The sequence below is a fragment of the Streptomyces lienomycini genome (genome assembly GCF_027947595.1).
Lineage (GTDB): Bacteria > Actinomycetota > Actinomycetes > Streptomycetales > Streptomycetaceae > Streptomyces > Streptomyces lienomycini.
This window is the reverse complement of sequence record NZ_CP116257.1, coordinates 3672140-3688825: the sequence shown is the minus strand read 5'-3', so window position 1 is coordinate 3688825 and position 16686 is coordinate 3672140. Positions and strand designations below refer to the sequence as shown.

At 71.4% G+C, this 16686-nt stretch carries 8 protein-coding genes; 3 read left to right on the top strand and 5 right to left on the bottom strand.

Annotated elements, in window-relative coordinates; all coding sequences use genetic code 11:
- The first annotated feature begins 4 nt into the window (after positions 1-4).
- Complete coding sequence (locus BJ961_RS16610) at positions 5-1120, top strand: SIS domain-containing protein (RefSeq protein ID WP_271413612.1); 1116 nt, start codon at positions 5-7, stop codon at positions 1118-1120.
- A 65-nt stretch (positions 1121-1185) separates the two neighbouring features.
- Here the strand turns inward: BJ961_RS16610 and BJ961_RS16605 are convergent, their stop codons facing one another.
- From BJ961_RS16605 to BJ961_RS16585, 5 genes are all read right to left on the bottom strand, one after another.
- A complete protein-coding gene (locus tag BJ961_RS16605) occupies positions 1186-2013 on the bottom strand; it encodes a TetR/AcrR family transcriptional regulator (protein ID WP_271413611.1) in 828 nt (275 codons plus the stop codon).
- Positions 2014-2124: 111 nt separating this feature from the next.
- Positions 2125-2973: an ABC transporter permease gene (locus BJ961_RS16600; protein ID WP_271413610.1), complete on the bottom strand. Its 849-nt coding sequence runs from the start codon at positions 2971-2973 to the stop codon at positions 2125-2127.
- The gene (locus BJ961_RS16595; protein WP_271417065.1) at positions 2970-3884 is read right to left on the bottom strand and encodes an ABC transporter ATP-binding protein; all 915 of its coding nucleotides are present in this window, start codon (positions 3882-3884) and stop codon (positions 2970-2972) included. The genes BJ961_RS16600 and BJ961_RS16595 overlap by 4 nt, the downstream gene beginning before the upstream one ends.
- A 172-nt stretch (positions 3885-4056) precedes the next feature.
- On the bottom strand, positions 4057-4302 hold the full coding sequence (locus tag BJ961_RS16590; RefSeq protein ID WP_271413609.1) for a hypothetical protein: 246 nt from the start codon (positions 4300-4302) through the stop codon (positions 4057-4059).
- Positions 4299-5693, bottom strand: a complete 1395-nt coding sequence (locus BJ961_RS16585) for a class I adenylate-forming enzyme family protein (protein ID WP_271413608.1) — start codon at positions 5691-5693, stop codon at positions 4299-4301. The genes BJ961_RS16590 and BJ961_RS16585 overlap by 4 nt, the downstream gene beginning before the upstream one ends.
- A 254-nt stretch (positions 5694-5947) precedes the next feature.
- Between BJ961_RS16585 and BJ961_RS16580 the strand changes: the two genes are divergently transcribed.
- Complete coding sequence (locus BJ961_RS16580; protein WP_271413607.1) at positions 5948-13762, top strand: non-ribosomal peptide synthetase; 7815 nt, start codon at positions 5948-5950, stop codon at positions 13760-13762.
- On the top strand, positions 13762-16557 hold the full coding sequence (locus tag BJ961_RS16575; protein ID WP_271413606.1) for a non-ribosomal peptide synthetase: 2796 nt from the start codon (positions 13762-13764) through the stop codon (positions 16555-16557). Before BJ961_RS16580 ends, BJ961_RS16575 begins: the two co-directional genes overlap by 1 nt.
- Positions 16558-16686 lie beyond the last annotated feature (129 nt).

The window sequence follows — 16686 nt, the reverse complement described above, 5'->3', positions numbered from 1 at the left end:
CTGAATGTTCGCACGCCTCGACCGGTATGCCGATTTCCTCAAGATCAGGTATCGCTCGGACTTCCTGAAATCCGGTGAGTACTCGGTCGCCGAGATCACTCCCGATCTCAGGAAGCGCATCGAGAGTGGTCAGTTCCATCGCATCGTCTTCTCCGGGATGGGCTGCTCCGCGATCGTCTCCGATGTCATCGGGACGTTCCTCAACGCGGTGGGCGCGGGCGTGGAGGTGCTGGTCTTCAACGACTACGACTTCCCCTACCTCGTCCCCCAGTCGGTGGTCGACGACGAGGGGACCCTGTTCGTCATCAGCTCCTACAGCGGGCACTCCGAGGAGCCGGTGCGGGTCTTCCACGCGCTGGCGGGGCGCTACCACCGCACGCTGCTGCTGACCTCCGGCGGCCGCCTCGGCGAGCTGGGCCGGGAGGCGGGGGTGTCGGTGGCGCGTTGGGAGCTGAGCGAGCCGGACCGGGAGTACCCGCTCTTCCACGTCGGCCAGTACTTCGCGATCCTGCTGGACATGTTCCCGCGGCTGGGGCTGATCAAGGACGATCACCGTGCGGAGGTCGCGGCTCTCGCAGCCGACCTGGGCACGGACTTCACCCCGGCGCTGGAGGAGGCGGCGCGGACCACCGCGCGGAACTCCAAGGACGCCAACATCATCATGCTGTCGTCGCCGAAGTGGTACATGAGCCTTCTCAAGCTCGCCAAGATGCACTTCAACGAGATGGCGATGGTGCCGGCGACCCGGAACTTCTTCCACGAGTTCTGCCACAGCGAGGTCGCGACCCTGTCCGATCCGGAGCGCAGGCACAGCGTCCTGCTGTTCCGCGACAGCGAGGACGACGCGTACACGCGGCAGAAGATGGACAACCTCGTCCGGCTCCTGAGGCAGGACATCCCGCAGAACCGGAACGTGTCGGTGACCGAGATCGCCCTCGACCAGCCGACGTTCATGCGCAAGTACTTCACGGCGCTGGAGTTCGTCCAGCACACCGCGCTGCACCTGGGCAGGATGTACGACACCAGGTCGCGCGATCTGATCTCCGAGGCCGCCGGCAACCCGTGGTACCACACGAGCCGGATCCGCGCCGAGGCCGCCATGGCGAAGAGCCCGAACTGACGGACGGCGAACGAGGCCGGACGGGCACCGCGGCAAACGGTCCGCGGTGCCCGTCCGGCCTCGCGTCAGGCCCCCTCGGCCACCGGTGCTCCGGGCAGCCCGTGCTGCCGGACGGTGGCCTCGACCCCGTCCAGCAGGACTGCCAGGCCGGCGTCGAACGCTTCCGTGGCCTCCCGCTCCAGGTAGGGCTGGTCCGGGTCGGCCGGCGCCCCCGCCTCCGACTCCGCGGACAGGCGGACCACCATGGGGAAGCGCTCGGCGAAGTCGGGCACGATCTCGGTGAAGGCGGCGGAACGCGCCGACCACCAGTCCTCGTCGGTCACCCCGGTCGCGGCGGCCGCCTGCCGGGAGTCGACGACCGTCTGGGCGGCGCCGCGGATGTAGTTGATCAGGGTGCCGACGACCCGCCGCAGCACGCCGGCGCTCAGCCCTGTGGTGAAGAGGATGCGCAGCACCGTCTCCAGCATGGTGTTCTCGTTCGGGCCGAGGACCGGGCGTGCCTGCGAGACCTGGAGGGTCCAGGGGTGGCGCAGACAGAACGCCCAGTAGTCGTGCATCCAGGCCGCCAGGGCGGACCGCCAGCCGGCTCCGAGGTCGTAGTCGGTGGGGAGTTCGGCGAGGGACCGGTCGTACATGAGGTCGACCAGTTCGTCCTTGCTGGGCACATACGTGTAGAGGGCCATTCCGGTGCGCCCCACACGCCTGCCGACCTCGCGCATGGAGACGGCGGAGATCCCGGAGGCGTCGGCGACGGCGATGCCGGCGTCGACGATCCCGTCCACGGTCAGTCCGGGCCGTGGGCCCGGGCCGGTGCGAGGGGCGGCGGCGCCGGGGGTGCGCCACAACAGGGCCAAGGAACGACGGAAATCTCCCTGCCCGGCGAAAACCATCACCACATCCCCTTGACTTGTACGGAACCGAACGGCGATGACCTTACCGTACGGCTTCCCGGCGGTCCGACCTCGTGCGGGCCGATGAATTCCACAGCGGCCCCGCGGCGATCTTTACTGCATGGACGCTTTACGGCGTTCCGCGACAGCGGATCCGGATTCTTTGCGGGCCATTCGACGTAGCACCACGGGGGCCAGCAGAAATCCGATGGCCGTCCATGCGCCCAGTACGCAGAACGTCTCGACGTACCGCCAGGAATCGCCGATCTCCACCGCGGCGAACGCGTCCGGCAGCAATGCGGCGCGCATGCCGAGTCCCAGCCAGTAGACGGGGAAGACCTGCGCGATCCATTGGAGCCATTCCGGTGCCTCGGTCATCGGGAAGAAGATGCCCGAGATCCCGAAGAGGGCGAGAAGGGGGAACATGACCACGCTGATGTTGCGGGGGCTGGTGAGCACGGATCCCAGGACGGCGCCGATCGGCATCGTGGCGAGCATCCCGAGCGCGAGGACCCAGACCAGCGTGAACCAGGAGCCGAAGCTGTCCAGGCTCACCCCGTCGAACAGCAGCACGCCGGGCACCAGCAGCAGGGCGGTCGTGATCAGGGTCGTCGCGGCCGAGTGGACGATCTTGCTGATCAGATAGGCGATCATGCCGTTCGGAGCGGCCTTGGCCCGCAGGAGGGTGCCGTCCTCGCGTTCCATCAGCAGGTTGAAGGCCACGGCCTGGAACCCGTTGAAGGCGAGGATCATCCCCAGCAGTCCGGCGAGGGTGGTCGAGCCGAGCGAGAAGCCCGTGCCGCCGATGTCCGAACCGCGCCTGAGGAGGGCGACGACCAGCAGGACGACCGGGATGAACAGCATGCCGACGACGTCCTGGGCGTTGGCGAGCGACTGGCGGGTCTCGATCCGGCCCGCCGTCAGTCCGCTGCGTACCGCGGTGGCGGTGGCGGTCACGCTCATGAGGACACCTCCGCGATCGGCTGCGTTCCCGTCCGGGGTCCGCCGAGCACGGCGATCCCGGCGTCGTCCCGGCCCGTCTCGGCGGCGTGCACCATGGCCAGGTAGGTGTCCTGCAGGGTGGCGCGGCGGACCTCCAGCTTGTCGATCGCGGCGCCGTGCCGCTCGAACAGGTCGCGGACGAAGCGGGTCGGCGTCCGCGTCGACGTCGTGAACGGTTCGTTCTCCTGGACCCAGCGCACCTCGGCGCTGTTCTCCACCTGCCGGATCAGCTCCTGCGGCGTGGCGTCGGCCACGATCCGCCCCTTGGCCAGGATCACGATGCGGTCCGCCAGCTTCTCGGCCTCGTCGAGGTCGTGGGTGGTCAGCAGGATCGTGGTGCCCTCCGTCCCGGCGAGCCGGCGCACCAGCCCGTGGAAGTCCTGGCGTGCCTCGGGGTCGAAGCCCACGGTCGGTTCGTCGAGGAACAGCACCTCGGGCCGGCCGACGATGCCGATGGCCACGTCCAGTCGGCGCCGCTGACCGCCGGACAGCTGCCCGACGAGGCGGCCTGCCTGGTCGGTGAGCCCGACGACGTCGAGGAGTTCGTCCACGTCGCGCGGACGCGCGTACCGCTCGGTGGAGTACGGCGCGTACAAGGAGCCGTAGTGGGCCAGGAAGGCCCGCACCGGCCACTTCGCGTGGTCCCGCCAGGACTGGAGCACCACGCCCAGCCGGGCCCGCCATGCCTCGTCGCCCAGGGCGGGATCGGTCCCGAGGACGCGCACGTCGCCGGCCGAGCGCATGCGGAAGCCCTCGAGGATCTCGATGGTCGTCGACTTCCCGGCGCCGTTGGGGCCGAGCAGCGCGACCACCTCGCCCCGGGCGACCTCGAAGTTCACCCCGTGGAGCACGGTCGTGGAGCCGTAGGTCATGCGCAGATCCGAGATCTCGATGGCGGGTCGGTCCGCCCGGTCCGTCTGCTCCGCACTCACGTCGCTCCCCCTTTCCTCTATCTCATTACAGCGTAAAACGTTAGCACGCGAAGCTCCCCGGCACCGACGGCACGCCGCGGTCCGGGGAGCGGGAGGAGAGGGGTCGGCCGCTTCAGCGGGCCATGCGGTCGGGGAAGCGTTCGAGCAGGTACGCGTGGATCTCGTTGACGGAGTTCAGCAGCGGCAGTTCGTCGAACCGCGGGTCCAGGCGTATGCCGTGGCGGTCCTCCAGACATGCCTGGAGGGTGACCATGGTGAAGGAGTCCATGACGAACTCCCCGTCGTCACCGATGTCGGCGGACAGTGCCAACGAACGGCTCTGGGAGAGGATCTCCCTGATCTCTTCCTTGCTGATCACTGGGTTGCTCCTCCGGGGTCGGGGCACAGGGCGGACCGGATGGCACTCCGGTCGCGGGAGAGCTTGCCGGTCTTGTTGCGGGGCAGGGCGGGGGCCGCGAGGAAGCGTTTGGGGATCTTGACCGCGCTCAGCCGCTCCCGGCACCAGGCGATGAGTTCGCCCGGCTCGGGCGCCGTCTCGCCCCCGACGTACGCCTCGATCACCTCGTGGTGCAGCACGACCGCCTCACGGACGGCGGGGTGCTGCCGCAGCACCGTCTCCACCTCGGCGAGGTCGACCTTCAGGCCGCCGATGGTGACGAGGGAGTCGGCGCGGCCGAGGATGCTCAGTTCGCCGCTGGTGTCGTCCGCGGTGAAACGGTCGAAGGTGCGCAGCCAGCCGTCCGCGTACCGGTCCGGCTGGTCGTCGAGCAGGTACGGGGACCGGTCGAGGCGCACGTGCAGTTCCTGGTCGACGACCTTCGCCTCGACTCCCGGCACCAACGCGCCCAGCGCCGGCGGCCTCGGTCCGTGCAGGCCGGCCGCGAGCAGTCCGGTCTCGGTGACGCCGTACACCTGGCCGAGCGGTACTCCGTAGCGGCGGTGGAACTCCTCGTACACGTCGACGGGCAGCCGTTCGCCGCCGGTGACCGCCAGCCGCAGCGCGGGCAGCGGGGGCGCCTGCGCGGTCCTGGTCAGCAGTTCGAAGTGGGCCGGCACTCCGTAGATCGCGACGGCCCCGGTCCGCCGTGCCGTCTCCAGCACGTCGGACGGGGTGGGCGCGGGCGGCAGCACCACCGTCGCGCCCGCCTGAAGCGCGTACAGCACCCCGGTGACCAGGCCCATCGTGTGGACGAGGGAGTTGAGCACCAGTACGCGGTCGCCGGCGCCCGGCAGTTCCGCCAACGCGGCGTGCCGGCCGAGTTCGGCGAGCAGCGACTGGGGGGTGCGGCCGATCACCTTGGGCCGGCCGGTCGAGCCGGAACTGAACTGGACGAGGCAGGCGTCCGACGTCGCGGGCACCCCGGTCGGCCGGGAACGGACACGGAAGGGGACCTCGTCCGCCAGCCCGGTCGCCGGCCCGGTGTACGCGTCGGAGTCGATGGTGTACTGCGGTCGCAGAAGATCGACGAGCGGTTGGTACTCGGCGCCGGACGACCGGAAATCCACCAGTATCACCTGCGCGCCCCGGCTCCACAGAGCCAGCAGCACGCGCAGACAGGTGAGGCTCGGACGCATCCGCAGCAGGACCGTGCTGCCGGGGCCCATCCCGTGGTCGGCGAACGCACGGCCGAGTCCGGCCACCGCGGAGCGCAGTTCGGAACGGGATTCCTCGGTACGCGAAATAACCCAGGGATACCGGTCCGCACCGGCCTCCAGCAATGATGTGCCCCACCAGGACGCCTTTTCCATGCCTCTCCCTCACCGGCTGGAAGTATCGGGAAGCCAGCATGGCCATTATGGACGGCCGGGTAAAAAGCAGTGTCCCGCCGGCGGGACAACAACGGCTGCCCGCGCCCCGCTTCCGACATTGACTCCCGGAAGCGCCGTGTTAGGTTCGGGCCGTGCCCGGATCGTGAGATCACCGGCTGTCGCACAACAACCGTCTGTATTTCTCCCGCCGGAGTTCTGAAATCAGGTGGCTCTACGCAACCGGAGGCTGAAGATTGTCTGGTCGTGAGCCCGACGGTGCGATTCTTTCCCTGTCGGCCGCACAGCGTGAGATCTGGTTCGCCGAGCAGCGCCTGGAATCCACGAACAGTGTGTACCGGGTCGGGGAATACGTGCGGATCAATGGCCCGCTCGATCCCGAACTGTTCGAACGCGCGGTGCGTCGGACGGTCGGCGAGGTCGACGCCCTGCACGTCCGGTTCGTCGAATCCGGCGACGACGCCCAGCAGATCGTACGGCGGGCGGCCGACTGGCCGCTGCCGCACATCGACGTCGGCGGGCAGGCCGATCCCTCGGCCGCGGCGACGGCGTGGATGGAGCAGGACATCCGCCGGCCGATGGACCTCGCCCGCGGCCCACTGTTCCGGCACGCGCTGATCGACCTCGGCGCCGACTGCCGCATCTGGTACCACAGTTACCACCACATCGTCATGGACGCCTTCGGCGCCCAGCTCATCGCCCGGCGCGTGGCGGACGTCTACACCGCTTTCGCCGAGGGGCGGCCCTGCGGCGATTCGCCCTTCGGTTCGCTACGCGGACTGCTCGACAGCGACTCCGACTACCGCGCCTCCGGTCGGTTCTCCGAGGACCGGAGATTCTGGTCCGGTCTGTTCACCGACCGGCCGCAGACCCCGCGGCTCGTCACCCCCTCGCGGACGACACCCACGCGGCTGCTGCGCAGCACCGCCTGGCTCGACCAGTCCCGCCTGGAGCGCATGCGGGAGGTCGCGCGCCGGGCCAGGGTGCCGTGGTCCCAGCCGGCGATCGCGGCGGCCACGGCCTACGTGCACCGGATGACCGGCGCCCGCGACGTGGTGGTGGGACTGCCCGTCGCGGCGCGCACCGACGTCGTACTGCGCCGCACGCCGGGCATGACGTCGAACGTCCTGCCGCTGCGCGTGTCGGTCCGGCCGGAGCTGAGCATCGCCGAACTGGTCGAGCAGGTGAGCGACCGGGTCCGTGACGTCGTGTCCCACCAGCGGTACCGCGGGGAGGACGTGCACCGGGACATCGAGTTGCCGGACCGGGTCGCGGCCCGCTACGCACCGCTGGTCAACGTCATGTCGTTCGACTACGACCTGCGGTTCGCCGGCCGTCCGGCCACCGTGCACAACCTCTCCTCCGGTCTCGTGGGCGACCTGACGATCGCCGTGTGGGACCGGCGGGACGGCTCCGGCCTCCAGGTCGACCTGACCGCGCACCCCGAGGTCTGCGACCAGGAGACGCTCACGGCGCACCGGGACCGGTTCCTGACCCTGCTGAACGCGGTCACCGAGACCGACCCGCACTCCCCCGTGGGCCGGATCAACCTCCTGACCGCTGCCGAACGCCGCCGGCTGCTGCTGCCGCCCGTCGCGGCACCCGCGCGCGGCGCCACCCTGCCGGAGCTGTTCCAGGTCCGGGCCGCGGCCGCCCCCGACGCACCGGCCCTCTCCCTCGGTGGTATCCGGCTGTCCTACGGCGAGCTGAACCGGCGGGCGAACCGCCTCGCACATCTGCTGATCGCCCGCGGGGCCGGACCGGAACGGATCGTCGCGCTGGCCCTGCCACGCTCCGTGGAGCTGATCGTCGCGCTGCTGGCCGTCACCAAGACGGGAGCGGCCTATCTGCCGCTCGACCCCGCCTACCCGGAGTCCCGGCTGGCGTACATGCTGGCGGACGCCGAGCCGGTCCTGGTCGTCACCGATCCCGGCACCGCACCGTCGCTGTCGGCCGGCATCCGGACAATCGTGCCGGACGAGCCCGCCACGGCCGCCCTGCTCGCCACCCGGCCGGACGCGGACCCCGCCGACGGCAACCGGTTGCGCCCACTGCGGCCGGAGCACCCCGCGTACGTCATCTACACCTCGGGCTCCACCGGCCGCCCCAAGGGCGTACTCGTCACCCATCGCAACGTCGTCCGATTGTTCGACGCGACGCGGGAACGGTTCGCCTTCGACGGCCGGGACGTGTGGACGCTGTTCCACTCGGCCGCCTTCGACTTCTCCACCTGGGAGATCTGGGGCGCGCTGCTGCACGGGGCGCGTCTGGTCGTCGTGCCGTACGAGGTCAGCCGCACGCCGGGGCAGTTGCTGCGGCTGCTGGTCGACGAGCGTGTCACGGTCCTCAGTCAGACGCCGTCCGCCTTCTACCAGTTGATGCAGGCGGATCGCGAGGATCCCGCGCCGGGCGAGGGGCTGGTGCTGCGCACGGTCGTCTTCGGCGGCGAGGCACTGCGCCCGGACCGGCTGCGGCCCTGGTACGAACGCCATGCGGACCGCGCGCCGACGCTGGTCAACATGTACGGCATCACCGAGACCACCGTGCACGTCACCCGGCACGAACTGGACAGCGCGCAGGCGGCCACGGAGACAAGCGTCGTCGGCACCGGGCTGCCCGACCTTCGCACCTACGTCCTGGATCCGGGCCTGCAACCCGTTCCGCCGGGTGCCGCGGGCGAACTGTACGTCGCCGGCGCCGGACTGGCCCGGGGCTACCTGCGCCGCCCGGGGCTGACCGCGCAGAGGTTCGTCGCCGACCCCTACGGGCCGCCCGGCACCCTCATGTACCGCACCGGGGACGTGGCCCGCTGGAACACGGACGGACTGCTCGAGTACCAGGGCCGGTCCGACGACCAGGTGAAGGTCCGCGGCTTCCGCATCGAGCCCGGCGAGGTGGAGGCCGCTCTGGCGGAGCACGAGGGTGTCGCCCAGGTGGCGGTGCTGGTCCGCCGGGACCGGCGCGACGACGACCGGCTCGTGGCCTACGTGGTGCCCGCCCCGGGGACCGGGGCACGACCGGACGACCTGCGCGCCTTCGCCCGCGGCCGGCTGCCCGAGCACATGGTGCCCGCGTCGGTGGTCCTGATCGGCCGGCTCCCCCTGACGCCGAACGGCAAACTCGACCGGGCGGCGCTGCCCGCGCCGGAACACGCCCCCGCGCAGGGGCCGAGGAAACCGGCCCGGACACCGCGCGAACAGGTCGTGTGCGAGCTGTTCGCCGAGATCCTCGGTGTGGCCGAGGTCGGTGCCGACGACAACTTCTTCGATCTGGGCGGTCACTCGGTGCTGGCGACCCGGCTGACCGGACGGCTGCGGGCGGCCTACGGGCTGGAACTGGGGCTGCGCGCCCTGTTCGAGTCGGCGACTCCGGCCGAGATCGCCCGGCGCCTGGACGACGCGGCGCCCGCCCGTCCGGCGCTGGTCCGGGCCGCGCGCCCGGCCACGCTGCCCTTGTCGTTCGCGCAGCGGCGGCTGTGGTTCCTGCACCAGCTCGACGGGCCGAACGCCACCTACAACACGCCGTTCGTGCTGCGGCTGTCGGGGCAGGTGGACCGCGCCGCGCTGCGGGCGGCGCTGGGGGACGTCGTCGCCCGGCACGAGAGTCTGCGCACCGTCGTCCGCGAACGGGACGGCGCCGCCCGCCAGGTGGTGCTGGCCGAGGTCGTGACGCCGTTCGTCGAACGGGAGGCCGGCCGGGCGGACCTGACGGCGCGGGTGGCCGAGGCGTCCCGCCGCCGGTTCGACCTCGCCGTCGAGCCGCCGGTCCGGGCCGAGCTGCTCACGCTCTCGTCGCACGAGCACGTCCTGTTGCTCGTGCTGCATCACATCGCCGCCGACGGCTGGTCCATCGGCCCCCTCTCCCGGGACCTGGCCACCGCCTACGGCGCCCGCAGCCGGGGCGAGCCGCCCGAGCTGCCCGAACTCCCGGTGCAGTACGCCGACTACACCCTGTGGCAGCGGGACCTGCTCGGAGACCCCGAGGACGCGGACAGCCTGTTCGCCGCCCAGGTCGACTACTGGAAGGGGCAGTTGGCGGGCCTGCCGGAGTGCGTCGACCTGCCCACCGACCGACCGCGGCCCGCCGTCGCCTCCCACCGCGGCGACTACGTGGCCGCCTCGATCGGCGCGGACCTGCACCGCAGGCTGCTGGAGACGGCCCGGGCCGGCAACGCGAGCCTGTTCATGGTGCTGATGGCGGGACTGGCCGCCCTGCTGTCCCGGCTCGGCGTCGGCCCGGACGTCCCGGTCGGCAGCCCGATCGCGGGCCGGACCGACCCGGCGCTCGACGATCTGGTGGGCCTGTTCGTCAACACCCAGGTCATCCGCACCGACACGTCGGGCAACCCGTCGTTCACCGAGCTGGTGGCCAGGGTGCGGGAGGCGGCGCTGGCCGCCCACGCCCACCAGGACGTGCCGTTCGAGCACCTCGTCGAGGTGCTCAGTCCCACGCGTTCCCTGGCCCACCACCCGCTGTTCCAGGTCGTGCTGGCGCTGCAGAACGCCGGCGCCCCCGACTTCACGCTGCCGGGCCTGCGGGTGTCGTCGGAGCTGGGCCGCACCGGCACCGCCAAGTTCGACCTCTTCCTCAGTCTCACCGAGGAGTACGACGCCGAGGGCCGGCCGGCCGGTGTCCACGGGCTCGTCGAGTACGCCGGCGACCTGTTCGAACCGGGAACCGTCCGGACCCTGTGGGAGCGCTGGGTGCGTCTGCTCGACGCCGCCGTCACCGCACCCGACGTCCCGGTGGGGCGGGCCTCGCTGCTGACGCCGGCGGAGCGGGAACGGATTCTCCGCCAGGGCACCGGACCGAGCCGTCCGGCCCCCGACCGAGGTCTGCCGGCCCTGTTCGAGGCACTCGCCGACGCCGAACCGGACGCGGTGGCGGTCGTCTCCGGGGGCACCACCCTGACCCGCTCCGCCCTCAACGCCCGCGCGAACCGGCTCGCCCACACCTTGCGGGCTCGCGGAGTGGGGCGGGGCGACACGGTCGCGCTGCGGCTCGACCGGTCCGTCGACGCGGTGGTCGCGATCCTCGCGGTACTCAAGGCCGGCGCCACCTACGTGCCCCTGGACTCCCGGCTCCCCCGGGCGCGACGGGAACTCGTACTGCGCGAGTCCCGGTCCGTCCTGGTGGTCACCGCGGCGGGCGCCGCCGCGCCGGACGGTGTGCCCCACCTCGACGTGGACGACCCGGTCACGGCGACCGGCCCGGCCACGAACCCCGGTGTGCCCGCCGAGCCGGCCGACGCCGCCTACATCATGTACACCTCCGGTTCCACCGGCCGGCCCAAGGGCATCGCCGTCACCCACGCGAACATCGTCGGACTCGCCTCGGACCCCTGCTGGTCGGACGCCGCCCACGAGCGGGTACTGCTCCACTCCCCCCTGGCCTTCGACGCGTCCACGTACGAGCTGTGGGTGCCCCTGCTGAGGGGCGGCCGGATCGTCGTCGCACCCGCTGGCGACCTGGACGTGCCCGCGCTGGCGGAGCTGATCGGCGGTTCCGGGGTGACCGGTCTGTGGCTGACCGCCGCGTTGTTCGACTTGATGGCGGAACACGAGCCGGACTGCTTCGCCGCGGTGCGGCAGGTCTGGGCGGGCGGTGAGGCGCTGTCGCCCTCCGCGGTCGGCAGGGTCCTCGCCGCCTGCCCCGACACGGTGGTGGTCAACGGCTACGGCCCCACGGAGACGACCACGTTCGCCACTTGCCGGCCGACGCGCGCCCCGTTCTCGGACGCCGCGGGCATACCGATCGGCCGCCCCATGGCGGGCAACCTGGTCCGCGTCCTGGACACCGATCTGCATCCGGTGCCCGAGGCCGTCGTCGGCGAGCTGTACATCGCCGGATCGGGTGTGGCTCGCGGCTACGTCGGGCAGCCCGCGCTGACCGCGGAGCGGTTCGTCGCCGATCCGTTCGGGCCGCCGGGCACCCGGATGTACCGCACCGGCGACCTGGTGCGGTGGACCGGCGGGGGCGACCTGGAGTTCACCGGACGCTCCGACGACCAGGTCAAGCTCCGCGGCTTCCGGATCGAACCGGCCGAGATCGAAGCGGTACTCACCGGCCATCCGGACGTGGTGCGCGCGGCGGTCCTCGCCCGCCCGGACCACACCGGCGGCCCGCGTCTGGTGGCCTACGTGGTCACGGGCACCGACACGGCCGCCGTGCGGGCCCACGCCGCCGAACGGTTGCCCGACTACATGGTGCCCTCGGCCTTCGTCGCGCTGCCGGAACTCCCCCTGACGCCCAACGGGAAGGTGGACCGGGCCGCCCTGCCCGAGCCCGCGGCGCCAGTCACGGGCCGCCGGGAGCCCCGCACCCCTCGCGAGAAGCTGCTGTGCGACCTGTTCTCCCAGGCCCTCGGACTCGCCGCGGTCGGCCCCGACGACGACTTCTTCGCCCTCGGCGGGGACAGCATCCTGTCGATCCGGCTGGTCTCCCAGGCTCGCGCCGCGGGCCTGGACGCAGGCGTACGGGACGTCTTCGAGCACCGTACGGCCGCGCGGCTGGCCGAGGTCGTCGGCGACCTGTCCGCGCCGCGCCCGCCCGAGGAGAGCGGACACGGTGACGGAGTCGTCCAGCCCTCCCCCATCATGTGCTGGCTGGAGGACCGGGGCGGTCCCATCGAGCGGTTCTCCCAGTCACTGCTGCTGCGGACCCCGGACGGGTTGGGCCGGGACGCCCTTGTCGCCGCCGTCGCCACGCTGACCCGCCACCACGACGCACTGCGCGGGCGCCTGGCACCCGCCACACCGGGTGAGCGCCGATCACTGGAGATCCGCCCGGCGGGCACGGTCTCCGCGTCGGAGTCGGTGCACGTCGTCGACGTGACCGGACACTCCGCCGGCCAACTGCGGACGTGCGTCGAGCGAGAGGCCGAGGCGGCGACGGCGTGGCTGTCGCCGCGGGAGGGACGGCTCGCCCGGTACGTGTGGTTCGACGCCGGTCCCGGCCGCCCCGGTCGGCTGTTGATCCTGGTGCATCACCTCGCCGTCGACGGGGTGTCGTGGCGGATCCTGGTCCCCGACCTGCTGGCCGCGCTCACCGGAGGCCGGTTGCACCCGGTCGGCACATCGGTGCGCGGCTGGTCGCGTCTGCTGCGCTCGCGGGCCCTGCTGCCCGAGGTGGTCGCCGAACTGCCCTGGTGGAAGCGGACGCTGAGCGGCGCCGACCCGCTGATGACCGCCCGGTCCCTGGACCCCGCGCGTGATGTTTTTGGCACCGCCGAGCAGTTGACCACGACACTGCCCCCGGACGTCACCGAGCCTCTGCTCACCAGTGTGCCGACCGCGTTCCACGCCGGGGTCCAGGATGTCCTGCTGACCGCGCTGGCACTGGCGCTCGGGCACTTCCGCCGCGAGCGCGGACACGGAGAGGACGGCGGCGTCCTCATCGACGTGGAGGGCCACGGCCGGGACGAGGACGGCAGCGGTGCCGACCTCTCCCGCACCGTGGGCTGGTTCACCTGCCTGTACCCGGCCCGGCTCGATCCCGGCGCCCACGCCTGGGAGGACGTGACGTCCGGCGGGGCCGGCGTCGACGCCGCCTGCAAGCGGGTCAAGGAGCAGATGCGCGCCGTACCCGGGCACGGCAGGGGCTACGGCCTGTTGCGCTATCTGAACACCGACACGGCGGCGGAACTGGCAGGACTGCCCCTCCCCCAGATCGGTTTCAACTACGTGGGCCGCTTCCCCGCACCCGGCGCCCCGCTCGTCCCGGAACACCCGCGGTGGCAGGTGGCGGACGAGATCGGCCTGGTCGGCGGAAGCGACCCCGGACTGCCGCTCGCACACGGCCTGGAGGTCAACGCGGCCGTCCGGGACCACGCCGACGGCCCCCGCCTGACAGCCACCTGGACCTGGGCTCCCGGCATGTGGCCCGAGGCCGACGTACGTGCCGTCGCGGACCACTGGTTCCAGGCACTGCGCGGACTGGCACGCCACGGCTCGGGACAGGGGAGCGGCGGTTTCACCCCCTCCGACTTCCCGCTCGTCGGACTGGACCAGCACGACGTCGAACAGCTCGAAGACCTGTGGAGGAGTCGGTAATGAACCGCGCGAACCTGGTCGACATCCTCCCTTTGTCGCCCATGCAGGAGGGGATGCTGTTTCACGCGTTGTATGACGTGGATGGTCCTGATGTGTACATGGTGCAGCAGGTGTTTGATGTTGCGGGGCCGTTGGATGTGGAGCGGTTGCGGGGTGCGGTGCAGGCGTTGGTGGTGCGGCATCCGAATCTGGGGGTGTCGTTTTCGCAGGTGTCGGACGGTCAGCCGGTGCAGGTGGTGCCGGCTGAGGTGTGTGTGCCGTGGTCGGTGGTGGATCTGGGCGGGCTGGGTGAGGATGCGGCCCGGGTGGAGTTGGAGCGGTTGGGGCGGCGCGAGTACGGGCGGCGGTTCGATCCGGCGTCTGGTCCGTTGCTGCGGTTGATGGTGGTGCGGCTGGGGCGGGAGCGGCATTGTCTGCTGCTGACGAGTCATCACTTGTTGTTGGACGGGTGGTCGACGCCGATTGTGGCGCGTGAGCTGTTCGCGTTGTATGCGGGTGCGGTGCTGGGGCGGGTGACGCCGTTCCGGGAGTTTCTGGGGTGGCTGGGGCGTCAGGATGTCCGGGCGGCGCGGGGGGCGTGGCGGCGGGAGCTTGCGGGGCTGGACGGGGCGACGCGGTTGGTGGGGGTGGAGGCGGCGCGGGTGCCGCGGTTGCCGCGGCGGGTGGTGGTGGAGGCGTCGGCGGGGTTGTCGGGTGGGCTGGGGGTGCGGGCGCGGGAGTTGGGGGTGACGGTGAACACGCTGCTGGAGGCGGCGTGGGGGGTGGTGCTGGGGCGGGCGACGGGCCGGCGGGATGTGGTGTTCGGTTCGGTTGTTTCGGGGCGCAGTCCGCAGGTGCCGGGTGTGGAGTCGATGGTCGGGCTGTTCATCAATATTGTTCCGGTGCGGGTGCGGTTGGTGCCGTCGCAGTCGCTGGCGGAGTTGGTGGGCGGGTTGCAGGCGAGCCGGTCGGCGTTGGATCCGTTCCAGCATCTGGGGCTGTCGGAGATCCAGCGGGTGGCGGGTGTCCCGGATCTGTTCGATTCGATGATGGTGTTCGAGAATTATCCGTGGGACGGTCCGGCGCGGGATGTCGCGGCGGGACTCGGCAGCGGTGTGGTGGTGAGGCCGTTGCTGGAGCGGGGCAGGGATGCCACGCATTATCCGCTGACGCTGGTGGTGGCGCCGGGTGAGCGGTTGTATCTGCGTCTGGACTACCGCGACGATCTCATCGGTCAGGACACGGCTCGCGCGTTGCTGGAGCGTCTCCAGCGGGTCCTGGGGGAGATCGCCGAGCGTCCTCAGGCTCTGACGGGCCGCGTGGACGTGACGAGTGCGGCGGAGCGTGGTCTGCTGCTGGAGGAGCGCAACCGGACCGGGCGGGCCGGTGATCTGGTGCTGCTGCCGGATCAGTTCGAGGCGCAGGCGGCGGCCACGCCGGGGGAGCCGGCGGTGTGTTTCGGGTCCCAGGTGTTGTCGTACCGGGAGCTGAACGTGCGGGCGAACCGTCTCGCGCACGCGTTGATCGCCCGCGGGGTGGGTCCGGAGAGCACGGTCGCTCTGGCCCTGCCGCGTTCACCCGCGCAGGTCGTCGCGATCCTCGCGGTCCTCAAAGCCGGTGCCGCGCACCTGCCCCTGGACCCCGGCCATCCCGCCGCGCGTATCCGGTTCATGCTCGACGACGCCCGCCCCGCCCTCTGCCTCACCAGCCAGGACATCGCAGAGCACCTGCCTCGGGCGGAGGCAACCCCTCTCCTGGCCCTGGACGATGCGGAGACGGCGGCACTGATCGACGCGTGCCCGGCCGGTGATCCGACTCCCGAGGAGCGGACGGGGGTGCTGGGGCTGCTGAGTCCGGCGTATGTGATCTACACGTCCGGGTCGACGGGCCGGCCCAAGGCGGTGCAGATGACAGGGCTGGGCGTGGTGAACATGCTGCGCTGGCACCACGACCAGTTCGGCGGGGGCCCGGGGACCCGGACCGCGCAGTTCACCGCGATCAGTTTCGACGTGTCGGTCCAGGAAGTCCTGTCCACCCTCCTGACGGGCAAGACCCTCATGGTCCCCGACGAGGACACCCGCCGCGACATGGAAGCCTTCACCGCCTGGCTCGCCGAGCACCGCGTCAACGAACTCTTCGCCCCCCACACCGTGCTCGAAGCCGTCACCGACGCCGCCCTCGACACCCACCAGCCACTGCCCGACCTGCGGCACATCGCCCAGGCCGGAGAAGCCCTCACCCCCAGCACCCGCACCCGCAGCTTCTACCGGAACACCCCCCGCACCCTCCACAACCACTACGGCCCCACCGAAGCACAAGTCCTCACCGCCCACACCCTGCCCACCGACCCCGACACCTGGCCCCTCACCCCACCCCTGGGCCGGCCCGTCGACAACGTCCGCGTCTACCTCCTGGACGACACCCTCCAACCCGTACCCCCGGGCACCCCCGGCGAGCTCTACACCAACACCCCCGGACTCGCCCGCGGCTACCTCAACCAGCCCGCCCTCACCGCCCACCGCTTCACCGCCGACCCCTACGGCCCCCCCGGCCGGCGCATGTACCGCACCGGCGACCTCGCCCGCTGGAACACCCACGGCCACCTCGAATACCTCGGCCGCACCGACCACCAACTCAAAATACGCGGCCACCGCATCGAACCCGCAGAAATCGAAACCGCCCTCACCCAGCACCCCCACATCACCCAGGCCACCGTCCAACTCCACCACACCCCCACCGGCGACCCCCGCCTCATCGCCTACACCGTCCCCACCCCCACACCCCACCCGACCCCCACACCCTGCGCACCCACCTGAGCACCCAACTCCCCGACCACATGATCCCCACCACCTACATCCACCTCACCGCCCTCCCCCTCACCCCCAACGGCAAACTCGACCACACCGCCCTGCCCACCCCCGACCTCACCACCACCACCGGCCGCA

Excerpts from the sequence above, each read along its gene's own strand:
- BJ961_RS16595 (WP_271417065.1), bottom strand. The coding sequence starts at position 3,884 with ATGACCTACGGCTCCACGACCGTGCTCCACGGGGTGAACTTCGAGGTC.
- BJ961_RS16610 (WP_271413612.1), top strand. The coding sequence starts at position 5 with ATGTTCGCACGCCTCGACCGGTATGCCGATTTCCTCAAGATCAGGTAT.
- BJ961_RS16585 (WP_271413608.1), bottom strand. The coding sequence starts at position 5,693 with ATGGAAAAGGCGTCCTGGTGGGGCACATCATTGCTGGAGGCCGGTGCG.
- BJ961_RS16575 (WP_271413606.1), top strand. The coding sequence starts at position 13,762 with ATGAACCGCGCGAACCTGGTCGACATCCTCCCTTTGTCGCCCATGCAG.
- BJ961_RS16600 (WP_271413610.1), bottom strand. The coding sequence starts at position 2,973 with ATGAGCGTGACCGCCACCGCCACCGCGGTACGCAGCGGACTGACGGCG.